We start from the raw sequence: 21,764 nt of genomic DNA, 5'->3' as shown, positions 1-21,764 counted from the left end.
AGCAGCACCGCGGCCAGCGCGGCTGGCCACCGGACGTCGCGGCCCCGTCGCAACATCACGGCTGTGGACAACAGCGCGGCCGCCTCCACCAGGTCGAGCACGGCCCACGGCAGCCCACCCGGCACCGCGGCCAAGCAGGCAACCCAGGGCAGCAGCAGCAAGCCGCTGGCCAGGAACGGCACTTCCAGCCGCGGCGCAGCCTCTCGTCCAGGCGCGGATATCGCCCCACCCGGCCGTTGCGCCGTACCGGAGCCGAGACGGCGGAAAGCCGGGACGGTGGCCACGCTCATGCCCATGGTCATGCCGCCCTCCCCAACTCGACGTGCTCGGCGCAGCAGGCCGCCGGTTGGGCTCGTACCCAGCGGAACCGTCCCGTTGCCGAGGCGAACCAGAACGGTCCGGAGCTCCGCACTTCGGCGGTCGTCTCAGCCCGCCGCCGCAGGCCGCCGCCGAGGAAGCCCACCGTCGGCGCCGCCCCGCACGAGGGCAGCCTGCCCCAGGCACAGGCGGTCGGCTCGGGCCCGCCGCCCCTACTTCGCCGCGCCCCGCGCAGAAGGGCACGACTCAGTCCGGACTCGACCACCACATCGAGCAACTCGCCGTGCTCGTACACCTCCATGGCGGCTCGTCGGCCAGTACGCAGTCGCACCGACCACGGGCCCACGAGGGAGAGCTGTCCGGGCAGGTCGTCGCCGAGGACCGGGTCGGCGGGGCCGGTGACCAGACCGCGGGAGTGGAACAGGGGACCGCGGCCGCAACGCATCAGGTTCGTGTTCGTCATGCCGTCAAGAATCGCGAGACGCAAAGATCTTGTCGGTAGCGCCCACGTCCGTCTTTGGGGTGTAGCTAGGTACACCCCAAAGACGGACGTGGGCACCATGGAAGCCTTGATCAACCCGCCTCTACGCTGTGCCGCATGTTCCAGTCGCACCTGCGCCAACCCGCCCGCCGCAGCTCGGCGCTGGCCCGTTGGTCCGTGGCGGCCCGACGGGACTCGCTGTTCTTGGCAGCCGGGTTCCCGCTCGGCCTGCCCTGTCTACTCGTCGTCAGCCTGCCTGTGAGCGGGATGCTGTTCGGGCTGCTCCTGCTGGCCGCCTGCCTCGACCTGCTGACCACGCTCCAACGCAGCCGGGTCCGTACGCTGCGAGGGGTCGAGATCCCGGGTCGACTGCCGCCCGGCGCGGGCTGGCTGGCCAGGATCACTGCGGGCCTGACATGGCGTCAGGCTGTCTACCACCTGGTAGTGGCCCCGCTGCAGATGCTCTGCGCCATGGTCGTGCTCGGCCTGTGGGGAGCCGGGGCCGTTCTGGTCTCGTTCTTCGGCTGGGTGTGGCTGATGCCGGCCGACAATCCGCTCCACACGCGGTCGGGCTGGGTTGGCTACGGCATGCTGGCCACGCTGGCCGGTCTGCTGTTGCTCGCCGCCGCGCCCTGGCTCGCGGCCGGCCCGGCCCTGCTCGATCTGTGGACGGTCCGCGTCCTGCTCGGCCCCAACCGCACCGAGGTACTGGAGCAGCGGGTCGAGGAACTGGCGGAGAGCCGAGCCGGCGTGGTCGATGCGGCGGACGCCGAGCGCCGCCGAATCGAACGCGACCTGCACGACGGCGCCCAGCAACGCCTGGTGTCGCTGGCCATGAACCTGGGCCTCGCCCGCCGCACGCTGCGGGACGTCCCACCTGACGCGATGGCGGTGATCGTCGCCGCGCACGAGGAGTCCCAAGCCGCCATCGAGGAGTTGCGCGACCTGATCCGCGGACTGCACCCGGTGGTCCTGGAGGACCGAGGACTCGACGCCGCGCTCTCCGGCATCGCCGCCCGCAGCCCCGTCCCGGTCCGCCTCACCGTCGAGCTGACCGGCCGGATAGCCCCCACCGTCGAGGCGGTCGCCTACTTCACCGTTTCCGAGGCGCTGGCCAACGCGGCCAAGCACGCCAAGGCGTCCCGAGTGGACCTCACCCTGCGCAGACGCGACGACCGACTCCTCATCACGGTCACCGACGACGGCATCGGCGGCGCCGACTCCGATCGCGGCACCGGCCTGACCGGTCTGCGCAAGCGCGCCGCGTCGGTGGACGGTTCGTTCGCCATCACCAGCCCCCGCGGGGGCCCCACCACCCTCACCATGGAGCTGCCATGCGAGCTGTGATCGCCGAGGACTCGGTCCTCCTCCGGGTCGGCATCGTCAAGGTCCTCGAGTCCGAGGGCTACGAGGTCGCAGCTGCGGTCGCCGACGCCGAGGCGCTGCTCACCGCGGTGGAGGAGCACCGCCCGCAGATCGTGGTGGCGGACGTCCGGATGCCACCTGGCTTCACTGACGAGGGCGTCCGTGCCGCCCTGGTCATTCGCCGTCAGTGGCCGGAGATCGCGGTACTGCTGCTCTCGCAGTATGTGGAGGAGCGCTACGCGGCAGACCTGCTGTCCACCAACACCAGCGGCGTGGGTTACCTGCTGAAGCAGCGGGTGGCCAATGTGGACGAGTTCGTCGAGGCACTCCAACGTGTCGCCGAGGGCGGCACCGCCCTCGACCCCGAGGTGGTCGCCCAACTGTTGCTCCGCCGCGACCGCGATCCGCTGCACCGGCTGACACCCCGTGAGAAGGACGTGCTGGCGCTGATGGCAGAAGGCCGCTCCAACACCGCGATCGCCGAATCCCTCGTGGTCAGCGACAGCGCAGTGGCCAAGCACATCAACTCGATCTTCACCAAGCTCGACCTTGCCCCGGCCGACGACACCCACCGGAGAGTGCTGGCCGTGCTTCGCTTCCTGGAGGTCGGCCAGTGACCGACCAGCGGGTGTCGGCTGACAGGCGACCGGGGTCCGGCAGGCGGTCGGGCGCACCCGGTCGACTTCCCGCCTGGTGGCCGGCCACGCCACTCGCTCCGGCGAAACGGCCCAGCGAAGGAGAGCGCCGTACCTGGCGGATCGTCAGCGTGCTGGTGCTCGTCGGCCTACTGCTGTCAGGCGGTGCCACCGCTTGGGCCATGCTGGCCGAGCAGGAGACCGTCGCCGAGCAGAGTTACTTCGAGTCGATCAGTCGGCTGGACATCGACTCAGGACCGGCCCGGGTCACCATCCGCGCCGGCGGCAGCGACCGCATCGTCGTCGAGGAACGGGTCGGGTGGGCGTTGGGCAGACCGGCCGTGCGCAAGGAGGTCAAGGACGGCGCCCTTGCCGTCACCGTAGGCTGCCCACGCGGCCACCAGGTGCTCGGCTGCGCGGTCGCGCTCGACATAGAGGTGCCTGCCGCGACGGTGGTGCACGCGCGAAACGGCTCCGGCCGAACGGAGGTGCACGGCATCTCGGGCGAGACCTCGGTGGAGACCGGCTCGGGCCAAGTGGAGCTGATCGCGGTCAGCGGACCGATCTGGGCCAAGGGTGGCTCCGGCCAGATCCTCGGCTCCAAGTTGAGCGCCCCCACCACCAGGGTGTTCTCCTCCTCCGCCGAGGTGGTGCTGCGCTATGACCGCGCACCCCAGTCGGTGACCGCCCGGCTCTCCTCGGGAGGGCTGACGCTCACCGTCCCCGACGACCACAACCACTACCGGGTCGATCTCTCGACGGCCAGTGGCCATCAGGACGTCGACCCGTCCATCCAGGACTCCTCGGCACCCCGCTCGCTCGACGTCACGGCCGCCTCCGGCTCCGTCACGCTCAGCCGCGGCGGCCCGCAATAGGCGGCTCGTCGAAGTGGCGCCGTCCGGCCCGGCCGACGGGTGGATGGCCGGGCTGGGCCACTCACCCGGTGAGGGACAATGAAGAGTCCCGATTCCCGCCGTAGGGGCCCGACCCGTTGAGGATCTGCCGCGCATGACCACCACGCCCGACTCCGCCCAGGCGACCCCGACGGCCTCCGCCGCCCCGGAGTTCGCTCCGCTGAACATCGGGCCGCTGCAGGTCTGGCCGCCGGTGGTGCTGGCCCCGATGGCAGGCATCACCAACGCCCCGTTCCGCACCCTGTGCCGAGAGCAGAGCGGCGGCAAGGGCCTGTACGTCTCGGAAATGATCACCACCCGGGCGCTGGTCGAGCGGAACGCCAAGACCATGCAGCTGATCAAGTTCGACCCGAGCGAGAAGCCCCGCTCGATCCAGCTGTACGGGGTGGACCCGGAGACGGTTGGCAAGGCTGCCCGGATGATCTCCTCCGAGGGCCTCGCCGACCACATCGACCTCAACTTCGGCTGCCCGGTCCCCAAGGTGACCCGCAAGGGCGGCGGCTCCGCGCTGCCGTACAAGCGCAACCTGCTGCGCGAGATCCTCCGTGAGGCGGTCTCCAACGCCGGCGAGCTCCCGGTCACCATGAAGATGCGCAAGGGCATCGACGACGACCACCTCACCTTCCTGGACGCGGGTCGGATCGGTGCCGAGGAGGGCGTCGCGGCGATCGCCCTGCACGGCCGCACCGCCGCGCAGCACTACGGCGGTACCGCGGACTGGTCCGCCATCGCCAGGCTGCGCGAGTCCGTCCCGGCCGAGATCCCGGTGCTCGGCAACGGCGATATCTGGTCCGCCGATGACGCGCTGCGGATGATGCGCGAAACGGGATGCGACGGCGTCGTGGTCGGCCGCGGCTGCCTGGGCCGCCCCTGGCTGTTCAAGGACCTGGTCGCGATCTTCGAGGGCGACGTCGACTACGCCCGCCCCACGTTCGGCTACGTCGCGCGTGCCATGGTGCGCCACGCCCAGCTCCTGGGGGAGTGGCTCGGCGACGAGGCTCGCGGCGTCATCGACTTCCGCAAGCACGTCGCCTGGTACACCAAGGGCTTCTCGGTCGGCTCCGAGCTGCGGGTGAAGCTCGCCAGCGCCAGCTCGCTGACCGAACTCACCGAGACGCTCGCCCTGGTCGACCAGGACCAGGACTGGCCGCTCGGCGCCGACGGCCCGCGTGGCCGGACCAGCGGCAACAACCGGGTGGTCCTGCCCGACGGCTGGTTGGACGATCCGTACGAGTGTGCCCGGCTCGGCGAAGACGCCGAATCGGACACCTCTGGTGGATGATCTGTCCATAGTGGCAATTTGCTGCCTCGATCGAGGCTGGCCGAAGCGTCCCAGGGGAGTTGTCCATGATGGACAAGCGGGCTCCTTCAAGGCGAAATCCAGCGACGTAACGCAATGGATCATCAACGGAACGCGACATCTTGCGTAGGCGGCCTCGCTTCGACGGCTGAGATGCGTCCGTGACGCTGGCCACATATCGTGGCGAGTGACGGTCAGTCAGCGGAGTTCGCCAAGGTGTACAAGTCCGGATCGCTTCCCGAACGGGCCCCTCGGTGGATCGGCGCAGCTGGCTGCAGGAAATCAAGCCGGGGAAACGCGGCGAGGCGAGAGCCGTAACTCTCTGTCCGGTTCGTGTGAGCTTCAGGTTTCGATGCCTTCACTTCTTGAACGATAACTAGCGTCATCCGGACGATTTCGAGAAGACAGGCAAACGCCTACTCGGGCATTCGATCTGCTGGTCAATCGGCTGCTCGGCAGCTCGTACGAGCTATTCGCTCCCCTACACGGCCTTCGAAATGGGTATGTTCTCCGGCGTCAGGGCAACCGTGTGCGAGGAGAGCGACCCGTGGCGGCGAAGCAGAAGTTTGTTTACTCCTTCACCGAAGGAAACAAGGACCTGAAGGATCTTCTCGGCGGGAAGGGTGCGAACCTCGCCGAGATGACCAACCTGGGCCTTCCCGTCCCTCCGGGGTTCACCATCACCACCGAGGCCTGCAAGGTCTTCCTGGAGACCGGCCGTGAGCCGGCCTCGCTGAACGAGGAGATCTCCGGCCATCTGGTCGCCCTCGAGCAGGGGATGGGCAAGCAGCTCGGCCAGGCCGACAACCCGCTGCTGGTCTCGGTCCGCTCGGGCGCCAAGTTCTCCATGCCCGGCATGATGGACACCGTCCTGAACATCGGTCTCTCCGACGCCTCGGTGACCGGGCTCGCCGCCCAGTCCGGCAACGAGCGCTTCGCCTGGGACTCCTACCGTCGTCTGGTCCAGATGTTCGGCAAGACCGTCCTGGGTGTCGACGGCGAGCTGTTCGAAGAGGCGCTGGACGAGGCCAAGCACGCCAAGGGCACCGCCAACGACCTGGACCTGACCGGCGAGGACCTGAAGGCGCTGGTCGAGACCTTCAAGGCGATCGTGCTCCGGGAGACCGGCCGGGCGTTCCCGCAGGACCCGCGCGAGCAGCTGGACCTGGCGATCCACGCCGTCTTCCACTCCTGGAACGGCGACCGCGCCCGCCTGTACCGCCGTCAGGAGCGCATCCCGAACGATCTGGGCACTGCCGTCAACGTCTGCACCATGGTCTTCGGCAACCTCGGCGAGGACTCGGGCACCGGTGTCGCCTTCACCCGCGACCCCTCCACCGGCACCCAGGGCGTCTACGGCGACTACCTGCAGAACGCCCAAGGCGAGGACGTGGTGGCGGGCATCCGCAACACCCTCCAGCTGGCCGACCTGGAGCAGCTCGACAAGAAGTCGTACGACGAGCTGATGACCATCATGCAGACCCTGGAGAACCACTACCGGGACCTGTGCGACATCGAGTTCACCATCGAGCGCGGCAAGCTCTGGATGCTGCAGACCCGCGTCGGCAAGCGCACCGCCGCCGCCGCGTTCCGGATCGCGGTCCAGCTGGTCGACCAGGGCCTGATCGACCTCGACGAGGCGCTGCACCGCGTCACCGGCGGCCAGCTCGCCCAGCTGATGTTCCCGCGCTTCGCCCCCACCTCGGAGACCAAGCCGGTCGCGTACGGCATCGCTGCCTCGCCCGGCGCGGCGGTCGGCAAGGTGGTCTTCGACTCCTACACCGCGGTGAAGTGGTCGCGTTCCGGCGAGCAGGTCATCCTGGTCCGCCGCGAGACCAACCCCGACGACCTCGAGGGCATGATCGCGGCCGAGGGCATCCTCACCTCCCGCGGTGGCAAGACCTCGCACGCGGCCGTGGTCGCCCGCGGCATGGGCAAGACCTGTGTCTGTGGCGCCGAGGAACTCGAGGTCGACACCAAGAACCGCAAGTTCACCACGGCCGACGGCCATGTCGTCCACGAAGGCGACGTGGTGTCCATCGACGGCGCCAACGGCAAGGTGTACCTGGGCGAGGTCCCGGTCCTGCCGTCCCCGGTGGTCGAGTACTTCGAGGGCACCCTGCACGCCGGCGCCGACGTCCAGGGCGGACTGGTCCAGGCCGTGCACCGCCTGATGTCGCACGCCGACGGCCGTCGCCGCCTCGCGGTACGCGCCAACGCCGACAACGCCGAGGACGCGAACCGCGCCCGCCGGTACGGTGCCCAGGGCATCGGCCTGTGCCGCACCGAGCACATGTTCCTCGGCGAGGAGCGGCGCAAGGAGGTCGAGCACCTGATCCTGGCGGACAACGACAAGGACCGCGAGACCGCGCTGTCCAGCCTGCTGCCGCTGCAGAAGGGCGACTTCCTGGAGCTGTTCCAGTCGATGGACGGGCTCCCGGTGACGGTCCGTCTGCTCGACCCGCCGCTTCACGAGTTCCTTCCCGACATCACCGAGCTGTCGGTGCGCGTCGCCCTCGCCGAGGCCCGCAAGGACCCGAACGAGAACGACCTGCGCCTGCTCCAGGCCGTGCACCGCCTGCACGAGGCCAACCCGATGCTGGGTCTGCGCGGCGTTCGCCTCGGCCTGGTCATCCCCGGCCTGTTCGGCATGCAGGTCCGGGCCATCGCCGAGGCCGCGGCCGAGCGGAAGCTGGCGGGCGGCGACCCGCGCCCCGAGGTGATGATCCCGCTGGTCGGCACCGTCCAGGAGCTGGAGCTGGTCCGCGACGAGTGCGAGCGGGTGCTCGCCGAGGTCGCCGCCTCCACCCGCGTCAACCTGGACATCAAGCTCGGCACCATGATCGAGCTGCCGCGTGCCGCCGTGACGGCCGGTCAGATCGCCGAGGCCGCCGACTTCTTCTCCTTCGGCACCAACGACCTGACCCAGACCGTCTGGGGCTTTTCCCGCGACGACGTCGAGGCCTCGTTCTTCACGGCCTACCTGGAGAAGGGCATCTTCGGCGTCAGTCCGTTCGAGACCATCGACCGCGACGGCGTCGGCGCCCTGGTCAAGAACGCCGCCCAGGCCGGTCGGGCCACCCGCCCCGACCTCAAGCTCGGCGTCTGCGGCGAGCACGGCGGTGACCCCGACTCGGTCCACTTCTTCCACGAGGTGGGGCTGGACTACGTATCCTGCTCTCCCTTCCGGATTCCGGTGGCGCGCCTGGAAGCGGGCCGCGCCGCCATCGAGACGGCGGGAAGCGACTCGCGCTGACACGAAACAGCGCGATTCACTGACCGCAACCCCTCCGTCGGGGAGGGGCGTACGGCGGAGCTCGGCGCAGGAGAGCCGCCGTACGTAGCAGCCGGGGCGGGAACGGACAATGGCGTCCGCTCCCGCCCCGGTTTCGTTGTGCCCCGGCTGCGGAGCTGCCCGTCCGTGTGAACCCGATACGGCAAGCTGGGCCCATGAGCAGCCGAAACCGCCTGATCACCCTCGCATTCCTGGTCGTCCTCGGCATCGGGGCCGCGGTGGCCGCCCTCCTGGGAGGCAGTGGCTCAGGCAGTCCGACCGCCGCGAAGTCCCCGTCCGCCCGAGCCTCGTGGGTCCCCACCAGTCAGGCGCTCGCCGACGTCTGCCGCAGCCGACTGCCGGCGCAGGCCCAGGACACCCTCGGCCTGATCACCAAGGGCGGTCCCTACCCCTACCGCTCCGACGGCATCGTCTTCGAGAACCGCGAGAGCCGGCTGCCCCGCCAGAACAAGGGCTACTACCACGAGTTCACCGTGGTCACCCCGGGCTCGGACGACCGTGGCACCCGACGGATCGTCACCGGCAGTGCGGGCGAGCAGTACTGGACGGCCGACCACTACGCCACCTTTCAGGAGATCGACGCCCGCTGCTGACGCACCCTCATCCGGCACCGCGAGAGTTCCCTCGGAAAATAACTTTCCACTCCGGAAAGTATGTGACAGAGTGCCAGTACTTGATTCGGCGACGGGCCGGATCTGACGGGACGTCCACTCGGGGGAGTCGATGGCTGACGACAAGTACCTCACCCACCAGGAGACCGCGGCGCTCTCGCCCGCCGAAGCGCTCGCCCTCGCCGGCCGCGCCCGAGCGGCAGCCCGGCGGCCCGCGCCGTTGCCCTGGTGGTACGGGCCGGGCATCGGAGCGTCCTTCGCCGCCTACGGGGCGGCGCTCGGGCAGAGCTTCCGCCACCAGTGGCAGTGGCTGATACCGCTGTGCGCGCTCGGCCTGGTCGTGGTGCTCGCGGTGATAGTGCGAGTGGCGGCCCGCGCCAGCGGAGTCGCCAGGCTCGCCGAGCGCGGCCTTCCGCCGCACACGTTCCCTGCACTCGGCGCGGTCGTCCTCGTCGCAGCCGTGGCAGGGCTCGCCACCTGGCTGGTCAGCGGCGACCAACGATGGGCGATAACCGCCGCAGGCGCCGCCGGAGGGCTGGCGCTCTGGGGCGTCATCAGCCTGATCAACCGTCAAGTCAAGGAGCAGACCATGAGCAGCGAGCAGTGAACGGACTGGACCCCATACTCCACCAGCCCACCAAGCTCACCGTCCTGGCGTTCCTCAGCGGATGCCTGGAGGCCGAGTTCTCGGTGGTCCGGGACTACTGCCAGGTCTCGGACTCGGTGCTCAGCAAGACCGCGTCCAGCCTGGAGGCGTCCGGCTATCTCCGAGCCCGCAAGGGATACGTGGGCAAGCGGCCCCGCACGTGGCTCTCGGCCACCGAGCGCGGCCGAGCCGTCCTCGCGGCCCACCTCGCTGCACTCCAGCAGCTCGCCGCCGCCGCCGAGGCGGCCGGGGCCGAGGCCGGCCCGGAGGAGGGATGATCCAGCAGCCGACGTGCGCCGCGCAGCCGGCGGAGTGTCAGATCGATCACATCGAAGGAGCGGAGGTGAGGCGAACCCCCATGGTTGCCCGGCTCCTTGACAACTCGACAGAGTGTCCAAGCCGCACAGCCCCGTGCATGCCACCGGGGTGATCAGGCGGAGCGGGTTCGCCGCACCGTCCGATCACCCCGGTGGGGTCCGGCTCACCGCACCCGCGGGAGCCGGAAGGGCCGTCTCAGGCGGCCGGGATCAGGGAGCCGCCGATCATCGACTCGCCGACCAGGGAGCCGCCGTGTCTAAGGCACTCCTGGTTGAGCGGCGCCGGGTCGGGCGCGCTGGGCGAGGTCGCGGCGGCGATCCGCAGCTCGATGATGTCGCGGACGGCCGGCCACTCCTCGTCCAGGATCGAGTAGAACGCGGTGGACCGAACCACCCCGTCAAGGCCGCGCGAGTGCGCTCGGCGCACCCCTTCGGGGGTGGCTCCGAGGCGCTCGATCGCGATCCGCGAGCGGGTGTTGCGGGCATCCGCCCGCAGGGAGATCCGCCGAACGCTCCACTGCTCGAAGGCGTACCGCAGCATCAGCAGCTTGGCCTCGGTGTTGATGCCGGTGCCCTGCGCCCGCGGCGAAAGCCAGGTATTCCCGATCTCTGCCGCGTCCGGAACCGCTTCCTGCGGATCTCCGTAGGGCACCCCCGGCATCGGCGGCCACACCAGCGGACCCTGCCAGTAGTCCAGTTCCAGGAACCGGGTCGAGCCGACCACCCGGTTCTCGGCGACGCTCACCGTCGCGAAGGGCAGGGACCGGCCCGCCGCCTGATCAGCGAGGGCGCGCGCGATGTAATCCCGGGCGGCTTCGAGGCCGTGCGGGACAGGGGTGAAGGCGTAGGTCGTACGGTCCTCAGCGCCTGCCTCGGCCAGGGCCGGGGCGTGGTACTCGGCGAGGGGCTCCAGCCGCACGGTGCGGCCGTAGAGGGTGACGGGTACGGGCACGGATCCTTCGGTCCTTCGGCGGTCGTCGGGGCCCGCGTGCCGGGTTCGCGGCTCGAGGGCAGTGGTCGTTCGCCCCGGCCCCGGAGGCGGCCGACCGGGCTCGCCACGCCAGAGGCTCGGGCGTGCGGCGGGTCGGCGGCCCGGAGGCGGGCAGCGCGGTGCCGGTACGGACACGGGTCTACGGACCGATCCGGCGGGATGAGCGACGGGACAGTGTGCGTCCGCGAGATGGCCGAGAGAGAAACGAGATCACGAAGCGAAGCAGGCGGCCAGGTGAAGGCAAGGTGCGCAGAGAGTGGCTGGCCGCGCAAACGGACCGGGGCGTGGCCCACGACGTGACAGACGGCGTGGCGCGACGACGCGACGATGCGAGGCAGCGAGAGGACGATACCCGCCAGAAGGCGGTGCGTCACTTCGCGGCGCGCCAACGAGCGCGCGCGGATCCTTTCGGCACGCCGTGACGCCCTGCCATAGTACCCTCCGGCTGCCACGCCACGCCCACGACCAGCGGCTTTATCGGAAGGTGAGAGGATTTGAGAGACGGCGTGAAGACTCGGGCTGGGGCGGGAATGTCAGCGAGCCGCCGCACGCTGGACAGAGCAGATCAGAAAGCATTCCGCGACGACGATACGGAACGGGGTTGGGTGCACCGTGCGTGATCCCAAGGAGCTGTACGAGCTGGAACCACAGGGGGTGACGGCCCTCGCGGCGGCACGCGCCGCGGCCGAGGCGGGCACCGGTCTTGTGCTGCTGTACCACTTCGAGGGCTTCATGGACGCGGGCGAGGCCGGCGACCAGGTGGTGACCCACCTGCTGGAGCACGGATCGCCGCAGGTGGTGGCCCGTTTCGACCACGACCGGCTGGTGGACTACCGAGCCCGCCGCCCCGTGATGACCTTCGACCGTGAGAGCTGGACGGACTACGACCCGCCGGAGATCCTGCTCCAGTTGGTGCGTGACTCGGTGGGAGCGCCGTTCCTGGTGCTCACTGGCCCCGAGCCGGACACCGAGTGGGAGCTGTTCACCGCAGCCGTCCGGGACCTGGTCGAGCGCTTCGAGGTCCGGCTCTCCGTCGCCTTCCACGGCATCCCGATGGGCGTGCCGCACACCCGCCCGGTCGGCCTCACCCCGCACGGCAACCGGCTCGACCTGTCCACCGGCCACCCCAAGTGGTTCGACCAGGCGCAGGTGCCGGGGAGCGCCCAGGCGCTGGTGGAGTACCGGCTCTCCGAGTCCGGGCACGACGTCCTCGGCTTCTCCGCCCACGTGCCGCACTACATCGCGCGCTCGGCCTACCCGGCGGCCGCGGTGGCGATCCTGGAGGCGGTCCAGTCCGCCACCGGGCTGGTCCTGCCCGGCAGTGAACTGCGCGGCCGGGTCGACGAGGTCAACGCCGAGATCGACAGCCAACTCGCTGAGGGCGACGGCGATCTGCGCTCCGCGATCCAGGGCATGGAAGGCCAGTACGACGCGGTTTCCGGCGCGGTCGGCAGGGAGAGCCTGCTCGCCGAGGCGGCCGACCTCCCCTCCGCCGACGAGCTGGGCCGGCGGTTCGAGGAGTTCCTGGCTGAGCACGAGCGCGGCGCCGAGTAGGTGCGCCGGGGGATCCTGGTCGTCGCCGCGGCGGCCCTGATAGGCGTGGCCGGTTGCAGCGGCGGGGGTAACCCGAAGCCCGGCCCTGACAAGGCGTCCCCGACTGCATCGGCGACCCGGATCACCGGGCCGTACGTGGCGCTCGGGGACTCCTACACCTCGGGGCTGCGCATCCCGCCACAAGGCGGCACCCCGGAAGGCTGCGGGCGCTCCGGGGTCAACTACCCGTCGTTGGTGGCGCGGCAGCTCGATCTGAGTGCCTTCACGGACGTGAGCTGCAGTGGAGCGCGGACGGGGGACCTGACGGCGGCTCAACAGACCAGTGGCGGGGCCAACCCGCCGCAGCTGGACGCGCTGACCTCGGCCACCCGGCTGGTGACGCTGGGGATCGGCGGCAACGACGCCGGGTTCCTGGACGTGATCGGCCGCTGCGCGATGGAGAACGTGAAGCACGTTCTGCTCGGTGGGGGCTCCGACGCCCCGTGCCGGGCGTACTACACCACCGGCGGCGGGCGGAACGAAGTCCAGCAGAAGGTGGATGCCACCGGGGAGTGGCTCACCGCCGCCCTGGGTGAGATCAAGCGCCGGGCACCTGACGCCAAGGTGCTCCTCGTCGGCTATCCGGCTCTGCTCCCGCAGGATCCGGCGACCTGCTCCGCCACGTTGGGCGACGACATCGCGGCCGGCGATGTGAGATTCGTCGCGGCGCAGGAACAGCAGCTGAACGCGATGCTTAGGCAACGGGCCGAGGCGGCCGGGGTGGCCTTCATCGACACCTACACGGCCTCGTCAGGACACGACATGTGCGCCGCGCCCGGCACCCGTTGGATCGAGCCCCCGGAGCCCACCCAGGGCCTGGCTCCGATCCACCCGAACGCCCAGGGCCAGCAAGGGATGGCGGCTGCCGTGCTCGGCGCGCTGAGGTAGTGGCGCTGACCCCGTCGTCCGATCCCGCCGCCCGGAGCGGGCGGCGGGATCGGGGCGGAGCTGATCGGGGGCCGGTGGGGCCTTGGTCAGGCCGTGCGGACCGAGTGGACGGCGATCCGGACGGTGTCGTCGTCCAGGCACTCTCCGGTGAGCAGGTCGAATCGCTGCTTCAGCAGCGGCGACGCGACGTAGACCCGGCCGTCCGCGGTGGAGCCGAGCAGGCCGCGCGAGAGCACGTACGCCCCGGTGAACGGATCCCGGTTGTCGGTGGCGTAGAGCCGGTCGTTGCCGTCCCGGAAGACCGCGGCCTGACGGCCGTCCGGCAGCAGCACGGCCACACCCCGGCCGGGCACGAGCAGCTCCGGGTCGCAGACCGGTGCCCAGCCGGCGCCGGCGAGCAGTTCGATCCGTAGGGCGGAGGCGGTGGTGGTCATCGGGCTTCCTCCAGGAGACGGGTGGCGGAGAGCGGTGCGTTGTCGGGGTCGAGGGCGGCGAGCAGCTGCTCCTCGGTGGCCAGCAGCACCAGGTCGGGCTTGATCTGGTCCCGCTCGGGGGTGAAGCGGATGCTCGGGTCGGGAACCCCGGGGGCGTTGACGAAGGAGACGAAGCGGCGCATCCGCTCCGGGTCGGCCAGGGTGGCCGCCCACTCGTCCTGGTAGTCCTCGATGTGATGCGCCATCAGCGCCTGCAGCTCGTCGGCGATTCCGAGCGAGTCCTCGACCACCACCTCGCGGACGTGGTCCAGCCCGCCGTCGATCCGCTCCAGCCAGGTGGAGGTGCGCTCCAGCCGGTCCGCGGTGCGGATGTAGAACATCAGGAAGCGGTCGATCAGCCGGATCAACTGCTCATCGTCCAGGTCCTGGGCCAACAGGTCGGCGTGCCGGGGAGTGGCGCCGCCGTTGCCGCCGACGTAGAGGTTCCAGCCGTTGGTGGTGGCGATGACGCCGAAGTCCTTGCCGCGGGCCTCGGCGCACTCCCGGGCGCAGCCGGAGACGGCGGACTTCAGCTTGTGCGGGGACCGCAGGCCCCGGTAGCGCAGTTCGAGCTGGATCGCCATGGCGACCGAGTCCTGCACGCCGTAGCGGCACCACGTCGAGCCGACGCAGGACTTCACCGTGCGCAGCGACTTCCCGTAGGCGTGGCCGGACTCGAACCCGGCCGCCACCAGGCGGCTCCAGATCCGCGGCAACTGGTCGACGCTGGCACCGAACAGGTCGATCCGCTGACCACCGGTGATCTTGGTGTAGAGGCCGAACTCCTGGGCCACCTCGCCGATCACGATCAGCTTGTCCGGAGTGATCTCACCGCCGGGGATCCGCGGCACCACCGAGTAGGACCCGTTCTTCTGCAGGTTGGCCAGGAAGTGGTCGTTGGTGTCCTGCAGAGCGCTCTGCTCGCCGTCGAGGATGTGACCGGAGGCCTCCAGCTCGGGTGCCAGCGAGGCGATGATCGAGGCCACCGTCGGCTTGCAGATCTCGCAGCCCTCGGCGCCCTCCGGGGCGCGGCCGTGCTCGGCGAGCAGCTGACGGTGCGTCGCGATCCGCCGCACCAGGACGATCTCGTACAGCTCGGCGCGGGTGTGCGCGAAGCACGGGCACAGGCCCTTGTCGACCTCGACTCCGCTCGCCTCCAGCTCGTCGGCGATGATCGTGCCGAGCAGCTTCACGCAGGAGCCGCAGTTGGTGCCGGCCCGGGTGCACTTCTTCACCTCGGGGACGGTGGTGCAGTCGTGGTCGGTGACGGCGGCCCGGATCGTGCCCTTGGTGACGTTGTTGCAGCTGCAGATCACCGCGTCGTCTGGCAGGGCGGAACTGCCCAGCGACACCGCGGAGTCCACCCCGGCGGGGAGGACGAGCGACTCGGCGGGGACGGGCAGCGGCTTGCCGGTGCCGGCCAGCGGTCGGAGCGTCGCGTAGGCGGAGGCGTCGCCGACCAGGATGCCGCCGAGCAGTGCACCCTCGCCGGTGACCACCAGCTTCTTGTAGACGCCGCTGCGGGAGTCGGAGTACACCACGTCGAGTGCGCCGGGGGTGGTGCCGAAGGCGTCGCCGAAGCTGGCGACGTCCACCCCGAGGAGCTTCAGCTTGGTGGAGAGGTCCGCGCCGGTGAACGGCTGGGCGGCCTGTTCAGCGAGCTGCTGGGCCACCGAGACGGCCATCTCGTACCCGGGGGCGACCAGGCCGTACACCCGGCCGTCGACCGCGAGGGCGCACTCGCCGATCGCGTAGACGTGCTCGTCGGAGGTGCGGCAGTGTGCGTCCACCGCGATGCCGCCGCGCTCACCGACTGTCAGGCCGGCCTCCCGGGCCAGCTGGTCGCGGGGGCGGACACCGGCGGAGAACACCACCAGTTCGGTCGCCAGCTCCGAGTCGTCGGTGAAGGACATGCCGACCGCGCGGCCCTCGGAGACGGTGATCGACTTGGTGCCGATCCCGGTGTGGACCACCACGCCCAACGACTCGATGGTCCGTCGCAGCGCTGCGCCGCCGGCCTCGTCGACCTGCACGGGCATCAGACGCGGTGCGAACTCCACCACGTGGGTCTCCAGCCCGAGGCCCTTGAGCGCACCGGCCGCCTCCAGCCCGAGCAGGCCGCCGCCGACCACCGCGCCCACCGTGGCCCGGGCGGCGTACGACTCGATCGCCTGGAGGTCCTCGATGGTGCGGTAGACGAAGCACCCCTCGGCGTCCCGGCCGTCGACCGGGGGCACGAAGGGGTAGGAACCGGTGGCCAGCACCAGCGTGTCGTAAGCGATGGTGTGCCCGGCGGCCGTGGTGACGGTCCGGGCCGCCGGGTCGAGTGAGACGGCGGGGGAGGAGAGGTGCACCTCGTACCCGTGCCGATCGGTGAAGCCTTCTTCGGCGAGCAGCAGGTCCTCGGCGCTCTTGCCGGAGAAGTAGGAGGTCAGTCCGACCCGGTCGTAGGCCGGGCGGGGTTCCTCGGCGAGGACGACGACCCGGTAGCGGTCGGCGGCTCCGGTGTCGGCCAGGGCTTCCAGGAAGCGGTGGCCGACCATGCCGTAGCCGACCAGGAGCAGTGTGGGCTTGGCAGTGGTCATCGGGAAGTCCCTCCGAGGTCGTGCTCCGGGTGGCGAGCAGCTGGAGCTGGCGGGCTGACGGGGCGTCGACCGACCGGGTGGGCGATGATCCGGCGGTAGAGGACACCGGCGCCTCCGGTCCGTCGGAGGCTGCCGCCCGGGTGTGTCCTAGGCCGTGAGGAGCCCGGTCGCTGTCATGGCTCAGAGCATGGTCGGAGGGTGTTACCCGACCGGTGCCACCCTGTTTCGCCACCGGAACTTCGACCTCATCATCTCCCCGGGCCAGTTGTGAGAGCACCACCGACGGGGCGCTCTGGTGCCGGACTCGCGACTCCGTTCGACAGTTCGGAGCTCGCTCGTGCGTTCAGTGGAGCTGAGTGATGATCAGGCCCCTTTAGCAGGTGGGAGATGGGTGAGGAGGGGCAACCAGCGATCCTGAACGGGATTCGCGGAGAAGTCGGTACGGTCCGGGGTCCGAGTGCGTACTCTGCAGTACAGGGGAGCGGATTCGGACATCCGGTCCGAGTCAAGCCGGGGGCTGGCATGGCGGCAGACACGGGTGTGAGCGGCCGGACTGCCCACTCCGTTGTGCTGACACCACCACCACGGCGATCACGACCGGCAAGGCCCCGTCACCCGGCCCCGTCACCCCGCCTTGCGCAGCATCGCGGGTGGGAGCGGCACGGCTTTCTTACGCAGGCGGCTCGCAGGATCGGTCGAGTAGGACGGACAAGCGGCGTCCAACGGGGTGGTGGAGGCGCTGATGGAAGCAGTTGAGCGACTCGGACAGCCCGGGCAGGGCGACCTGACGATCTCCTGGTTCGAGCGGGCCGTGCAGGAGTGCCGTCCGGAGGCGATGGCCGAGTACGCCCGCAGCTGCGCGGCCGACGGTCGGACCGAACAGGCGGTCGCCTGGTGGGAACGTGCCTGGCAACACGGTTGCACCGCAGTCCCGTACGAGGCGGCCCGACTGCTCGAGTCGGTCGGGCGGATCGACGAAGCGGCGGCCTGGTACGAGCGCGCCGCCGAAGCGGGTGACGAGGACGCCTGGTACGAGGCGGCGGCGATGTTCGCCCGGCACGGCCAGTACGACAACCTGCCCTGGTATGCGCACATCGGCGACCACCAGGCCCTGCGTGAACGAGCCGAGCGGTGCGAGCGCGAAGGGGCCCTGACGGAGGCGTTGACCTGGTACGGGAAGGCGGCCGACGCCGGCAGTGAGGCCGCGCTGTTCCAGGCCGCCGACATGCTGGAGCGCCAGGGCGACACCGGGGAGGCGGTCACCTGGTACGAGCGTGCCGCCGATCGTGGTGATGCCTACGCGATGCGTGAACTCGGCCGCCTGCTCGCCGACCTGGGCCGCCTGGGGGAGTCCGCCAAGTGGTATCGGGCAGCGGTCGCGGCCGGTGATCGTCATGCCCTGCCCGGGGGCATCGACGCATCGGTCCTGTCCGGTGCCATCAACGCGTCGGTCCTGTCCGGCGCGCCCGGCGTACCGCACCTTCCCGGCCGCGCGGCGCAGTTCGGTCCGCCTCGTCGTGCGGCTGCGCGAACGGAAGAGGTCCCGGCCGCCGCTGGTTCCGCCGAGTCGGAGGTCGACGCCAGTGCGGAGGCCCGGTTGCTGCGAGAGGCGATCGGGCTGCTGCAGGAAGCGGGCCGGTACTTCGAGGCGGACCTGCTGGCACGCAGCGAGGATCGCCCGGAGGCCGACCGGTTGCGGGAGGCGGCGCGGATGCTGTCCGGCTCCGGCGTGCTTGACCAGGCCATCCACTGGCTGCAGCGGCTTGCCGAAGCCGGGGACAACCAGGCGGCCCGGGAAGCGGCCGAGATACTGGAGACGCGCGGCCGGATCGACGAGGCACTGGAGTGGTACCAGCGCGCAGCCGAAGCCGGCGACCGGGACGCCCTGCTCGCAGCCGCCCGCATGCTCGCCGAACGCCGCCAGCCGGAGCGCGCGTTGGAGTGGTACCGCCGCGCCGCGGAGGCAGGCGACCTGGTGGCCCACACCGAGGCGTTGACGCTTCGGGAGGACTTGGCCGGAACGCACGAGGCGCCGACCGACCTGCGGCGTTCCGGTGGTGCGGCCGCGTCGGGGCCTGCCGCGCGGGGCTCGGCGAAGCCACTCACCGCGCCTGTCCCGCGCATTGGCTTACAGTCAGCCGAGGCGGTGTCGACTGTCCGGACGGCCGTCGTCGCAGTCAGCCGTCCCGCGCCCACGGTTGCCGTTCCGACGTCGGAGCGCCGAATCCGCGTCCCCCGTCAGCCCGGGTCCCGGGCCGGTGCCAGCCGCTGACCCGTCCCGCATCGGTCAGCCGTCCGGTCGCAGGGCTGTCGGGCTGTCCAGAACGGCCGGATGCACGGGTCGGCTGCTCACCACAGGTCGCCCGGTGGGTGAGAGCGGAGAAATCACCCGTGACCGGCGGGCAACCGGGGTGAAACAGGGGTTCGGCAGGCTGGCATCATGACCACCACCTCACTTCCCGGCCGCGTCGCCCCGTTGCGGGTGCTGCACACGGCCCGCCGGCCGGCCCTGGTGCTGGTGGCGCACGGTTCGCACGACCCCGCCGCAGCAGCCGAGATAGCCCGGCTGCACGCCCGCCTGCAATCCGTCCGGCCCGAGTTGGACATCAGGCTCGGCCACCTCGGGCTGAACGCCCCGCTGCTGCCCGAGGTGCTGGACGAGCTGACCGGCCGGGTGGTGCTGGTGCCACTGCTGCTCGGTCGCGGCTACCACAGCAAGATTGACATCCCGCGGCTGCTCGCCGCCGCCGACCACCTGGACGGCGAGTGTGCCCCGCCGCTCGGCCCGGACCCGCTGTTGGTGGAGGCGCTGGCCGACCGGTTGGCGTCGGCCGGCTGGAGTGGTGAACCCGTGGTGCTGGCCGCCTCCGGCTCCCGCGATCCGGACGCCGCCCGTGACACCGAGGCACAGGCCGCACTGCTCGCCGCCCGACTCGGTGTCACCGTCCGCCCGGGCTACGTGACAGCCGCCGGGCCGAGCGTCGCCGCCGCGGTCGCCGAGCTCTCCGACGATGGCCGCCACCGCGTCGCGGTCGCCTCGTACTTCACCGCCCCAGGTGACTTCGCCCGCCTCGCCGCCGCGGCCGGGGCCGCCCTGACGTCCGCCCCGCTCGGTGACCACCCGCTGCTCGCCCGCCTCGTGCTGGACCGCTACCAGTCGTTCCTCTCCCGAACGGCACGGCGCGTCGGCTGACCTGCGGTACCAGGCCAGGTCTGACCAGCTGAGCCGCCGACACCCAGCACGGAACTCTCGCTGTCAACGCTGCCGCCCAGCCGGCCGCGTGGCGAGCCCCCGGGGGGTGCTGTCGATCAGTCCTGACGCCAGGTCAGTCCCGGTACTCGGCCGCTGTCGCGGACGCCGTCACGGCCGGCTGTCGTGCGGTCACCGGGCCGAGGGAGGTCGCCCGTTCGGTGGGCAGGTCCCGCACGCTTCGCATCGGCGAGCACCAGAGCACCAGGGCGGCCAGCGGAACCCCGGCAGTCATCAGCCACATCGCGGGCCGGACGCCGAGTTCGGTGCCGAGGACGCCCGCCAGCACCGCGCCGACCGGGATCGCGCCGAAGTTGAGCACCGCGCCGCTGGCGGAGAGTCGGCCGAGCAACTCCGGCGGGCAGTAGCGCTGCTGGAAGGTGGCCTTGATGACGTTGCCCGCGACCACACCGGCGGACGCCCCGAAGCCGCCGAGCAGGTACCAGACCAGTCCGGCGCCGCGGCTGGTCAGCGGGATGAGGACGGTCAGTGCGGGCAGGGCGAGTTCGAGCACCAGCATGCCGCGCGAGGAGCCGAGCCGGGCCGCGACCCGGCGGGCGATGGCCGCTCCGACGATGCCGCCCGTGGAGGCGAGCGCGACCAGCAGACCCACGGTGCCCTCGCCGAGGCCGACCTCGCGGATCAGGAAGACCACCAGCAGCGACTGATAACCCGTCAGCACCAGGTTGGACGTGGCGCCGAACAGGGTGAAGGTGCGGAACCAGACGTCGGAGCCGAGCAGCCGCAGTCCCTCGCCGATCTCCTTGCGCAGCGCCCGGCGGGGGCGGTCGGCGCGGCTGGTCTCCCGGTGGCCGATCCGCGCGGTGCACCAGAGTGACAGCAGGAAGGTGGCCGTGTTGGCGAGCAAGCCGTTGACCGGCCCGGCCAGTTGGGCGATCAGGCCGCCGCTGCCGAGCCCGGCGATACCGGCGGCGGAGGCGCTGCCGTGCAGCTTGGCGTTGCCCTCGGCCTGGTCGACGGGGTCGAGCACCTGCGGAAGGTAGGCGGTGTACGCGGTCTGGAAGAACACGCCGGCCGCACCGGCCAGAAGCGCGACGACCAGCAGTTGGGCCAGCGTCAGCACCCCGGCGAGCGCCGCCAGCGGGACGGTGGCGAACAGCAGCAGCGCCGCGGCGGAGGAGGCGAGCATGATCGGCCGGCTCGGCAACCGGTCCACCCAGACCCCGACCGGGAGCCCGATCAGCAGCCACGGCAGCCAGCCGGCGGCGCTGAGCAGCCCGACCTCGAAGGTGTCGGCGTGCAGCGTGGTGACGGCGATCAGGGGCAGCGCCAGGCCGGTGACGGCGGAGCCGTACTTGTTGGCGGTCTCGCCCGTCCACAGCAGGCGGAAGTCGCGGTGCCGGCGGAGCAGGCCCACCCGTCGGACGGTCGGGGCGGCGGGCAGGGCGGCGGGCTCGGTCACGGCTGGTCGGGATCCTTTCGGGGCATGGCCTGGATCTGGACGATGACGGGTCGGGCGTCCGGGTCGGGGGTGGCGTCCGGATCGGGCGTGTGGCGGGTGACCACGGCGAACAGCTCCTCGTTGAGCGCCTTGAGCTGAGCGGGCGTCAGCCTGAGGTTGGTCCAGTCGCTCATGGAGCCGGCGCCGCGCCACTCGCCCTCCCAGTCGGCGGCCAGCGAGTCGGCGACCCGCTGGTACTGGCGGCGGAGGTTCTCGGACAGGAAGAACGAGAGCGCGTCCTGAGCGCCGGAGTCCTGGTCGAAGTCGGTGGTGGCGAGCACGTTCTGGCTGCGGACGGCCCGCCACCAGCGCTCCCGCTTGGTACCGCGGCCGGTCTCCTCCTCGATGAAGCCGTGCTCGGCGAGGTGCCGCAGGTGCCAGCTGGTGGTGCCGGTGGACTCGCCGGTCCGCTGGGCCAGCAGGGCGGAGGTGGCGGGCCCGTGAAGCCGCAGCTCCTCCAGCAGCCGCATGCGCAGCGGGTGGGCCAGCCCGCGGAGGCTGCCGGCGTCGATCCGGCGGCGCGGCTGCTGCCGGTCCTGCGACTGCGCGTCCTGCGGCGGCTGCGGAGTGGGGCGGTCTTCGGGGCGGTGCTCGTTCATGGAGGCAACACTAGAGTGCAGAGGATTCTCTGCATAGACCT

18 protein-coding genes are annotated in these 21,764 nt (G+C 71.0%); 12 read left to right on the top strand and 6 right to left on the bottom strand.

Features of this window, described 5'->3' with window-relative positions; translation table 11 throughout:
- Positions 1-298 precede the first annotated feature (298 nt).
- The gene (locus ACWD4U_RS09455) at positions 299-781 is read right to left on the bottom strand and encodes a hypothetical protein (RefSeq protein ID WP_363461445.1); all 483 of its coding nucleotides are present in this window, start codon (positions 779-781) and stop codon (positions 299-301) included.
- Between the two features lie 135 nt (positions 782-916).
- On the opposite strand from ACWD4U_RS09455, the gene ACWD4U_RS09450 reads away from it, so the two are divergent.
- The 8 genes from ACWD4U_RS09450 to ACWD4U_RS09415 all read left to right on the top strand — a co-directional run bounded on the left by ACWD4U_RS09450 (position 917) and on the right by ACWD4U_RS09415 (position 9,843).
- Entirely contained in the window at positions 917-2,146 is a 1,230-nt protein-coding gene (locus tag ACWD4U_RS09450) for a sensor histidine kinase (RefSeq protein ID WP_363461443.1), read from the top strand.
- Positions 2,134-2,781 carry a response regulator transcription factor gene (locus tag ACWD4U_RS09445; protein ID WP_363461441.1) on the top strand — a complete coding sequence of 216 codons (648 nt, stop codon included), beginning with the start codon at positions 2,134-2,136 and terminating at the stop codon, positions 2,779-2,781. The genes ACWD4U_RS09450 and ACWD4U_RS09445 overlap by 13 nt, the downstream gene beginning before the upstream one ends.
- 149 nt (positions 2,782-2,930) lie before the next feature.
- On the top strand, positions 2,931-3,674 hold the full coding sequence (locus ACWD4U_RS09440) for a DUF4097 family beta strand repeat-containing protein (protein WP_363461439.1): 744 nt from the start codon (positions 2,931-2,933) through the stop codon (positions 3,672-3,674).
- Positions 3,675-3,807: 133 nt separating this feature from the next.
- On the top strand, positions 3,808-4,995 hold the full coding sequence (gene dusB / locus ACWD4U_RS09435; RefSeq protein ID WP_363461437.1) for a tRNA dihydrouridine synthase DusB: 1,188 nt from the start codon (positions 3,808-3,810) through the stop codon (positions 4,993-4,995).
- A gap of 565 nt (positions 4,996-5,560) precedes the next feature.
- Entirely contained in the window at positions 5,561-8,269 is a 2,709-nt protein-coding gene (ppdK, locus tag ACWD4U_RS09430) for a pyruvate, phosphate dikinase (RefSeq protein WP_449787151.1), read from the top strand.
- Positions 8,270-8,463: 194 nt separating this feature from the next.
- Positions 8,464-8,901 carry a ribonuclease gene (locus ACWD4U_RS09425; protein WP_363460736.1) on the top strand — a complete coding sequence of 146 codons (438 nt, stop codon included), beginning with the start codon at positions 8,464-8,466 and terminating at the stop codon, positions 8,899-8,901.
- A gap of 130 nt (positions 8,902-9,031) precedes the next feature.
- Entirely contained in the window at positions 9,032-9,526 is a 495-nt protein-coding gene (locus ACWD4U_RS09420) for a hypothetical protein (protein ID WP_363460738.1), read from the top strand.
- The gene (locus ACWD4U_RS09415; RefSeq protein ID WP_363460740.1) at positions 9,523-9,843 is read left to right on the top strand and encodes a transcriptional regulator; all 321 of its coding nucleotides are present in this window, start codon (positions 9,523-9,525) and stop codon (positions 9,841-9,843) included. The genes ACWD4U_RS09420 and ACWD4U_RS09415 overlap by 4 nt, the downstream gene beginning before the upstream one ends.
- Before the next feature lie 235 nt (positions 9,844-10,078).
- Here the strand turns inward: ACWD4U_RS09415 and ACWD4U_RS09410 are convergent, their stop codons facing one another.
- Entirely contained in the window at positions 10,079-10,834 is a 756-nt protein-coding gene (locus ACWD4U_RS09410) for a GNAT family N-acetyltransferase (protein WP_363460742.1), read from the bottom strand.
- A 651-nt stretch (positions 10,835-11,485) separates the two neighbouring features.
- Between ACWD4U_RS09410 and ACWD4U_RS09405 the strand changes: the two genes are divergently transcribed.
- Together ACWD4U_RS09405 and ACWD4U_RS09400 are read left to right on the top strand one after the other, a co-directional pair.
- Positions 11,486-12,427, top strand: a complete 942-nt coding sequence (locus ACWD4U_RS09405; protein ID WP_363460744.1) for a PAC2 family protein — start codon at positions 11,486-11,488, stop codon at positions 12,425-12,427.
- A gap of 135 nt (positions 12,428-12,562) precedes the next feature.
- Positions 12,563-13,354, top strand: coding sequence for an SGNH/GDSL hydrolase family protein (locus ACWD4U_RS09400; RefSeq protein WP_363460746.1), 792 nt, complete (start codon positions 12,563-12,565; stop codon positions 13,352-13,354).
- 86 nt (positions 13,355-13,440) lie between these two features.
- Here the strand turns inward: ACWD4U_RS09400 and nirD are convergent, their stop codons facing one another.
- Together nirD and nirB are read right to left on the bottom strand one after the other, a co-directional pair.
- The gene (gene nirD / locus ACWD4U_RS09395; RefSeq protein ID WP_363460748.1) at positions 13,441-13,788 is read right to left on the bottom strand and encodes a nitrite reductase small subunit NirD; all 348 of its coding nucleotides are present in this window, start codon (positions 13,786-13,788) and stop codon (positions 13,441-13,443) included.
- Positions 13,785-16,412: a nitrite reductase large subunit NirB gene (nirB, locus tag ACWD4U_RS09390; protein ID WP_363460750.1), complete on the bottom strand. Its 2,628-nt coding sequence runs from the start codon at positions 16,410-16,412 to the stop codon at positions 13,785-13,787. The genes nirD and nirB overlap by 4 nt, the downstream gene beginning before the upstream one ends.
- 742 nt (positions 16,413-17,154) lie before the next feature.
- Here nirB and ACWD4U_RS09385 point away from each other — a divergent pair.
- Both ACWD4U_RS09385 and ACWD4U_RS09380 read left to right on the top strand, forming a co-directional pair.
- Positions 17,155-18,684, top strand: coding sequence for a tetratricopeptide repeat protein (locus ACWD4U_RS09385; protein WP_363460752.1), 1,530 nt, complete (start codon positions 17,155-17,157; stop codon positions 18,682-18,684).
- A gap of 168 nt (positions 18,685-18,852) precedes the next feature.
- On the top strand, positions 18,853-19,605 hold the full coding sequence (locus ACWD4U_RS09380) for a sirohydrochlorin chelatase (RefSeq protein WP_363460754.1): 753 nt from the start codon (positions 18,853-18,855) through the stop codon (positions 19,603-19,605).
- Between the two features lie 133 nt (positions 19,606-19,738).
- On the opposite strand, the gene ACWD4U_RS09375 is transcribed toward ACWD4U_RS09380, so the two are convergent.
- Positions 19,739-21,085, bottom strand: a complete 1,347-nt coding sequence (locus ACWD4U_RS09375) for an MFS transporter (RefSeq protein ID WP_363460756.1) — start codon at positions 21,083-21,085, stop codon at positions 19,739-19,741.
- Positions 21,082-21,723 (bottom strand): helix-turn-helix domain-containing protein, encoded by a 642-nt coding sequence (locus tag ACWD4U_RS09370; protein ID WP_363460758.1) that lies wholly within the window; start codon positions 21,721-21,723, stop codon positions 21,082-21,084. The genes ACWD4U_RS09375 and ACWD4U_RS09370 overlap by 4 nt, the downstream gene beginning before the upstream one ends.
- Between the last annotated feature and the right edge of the window lie 41 nt (positions 21,724-21,764).

The sequence above is a fragment of the Kitasatospora sp. NPDC002522 genome (assembly GCF_053595195.1).
Note: the sequence above shows the minus strand (reverse complement) of the source record. Positions and strands in the feature narration are given on the sequence as shown.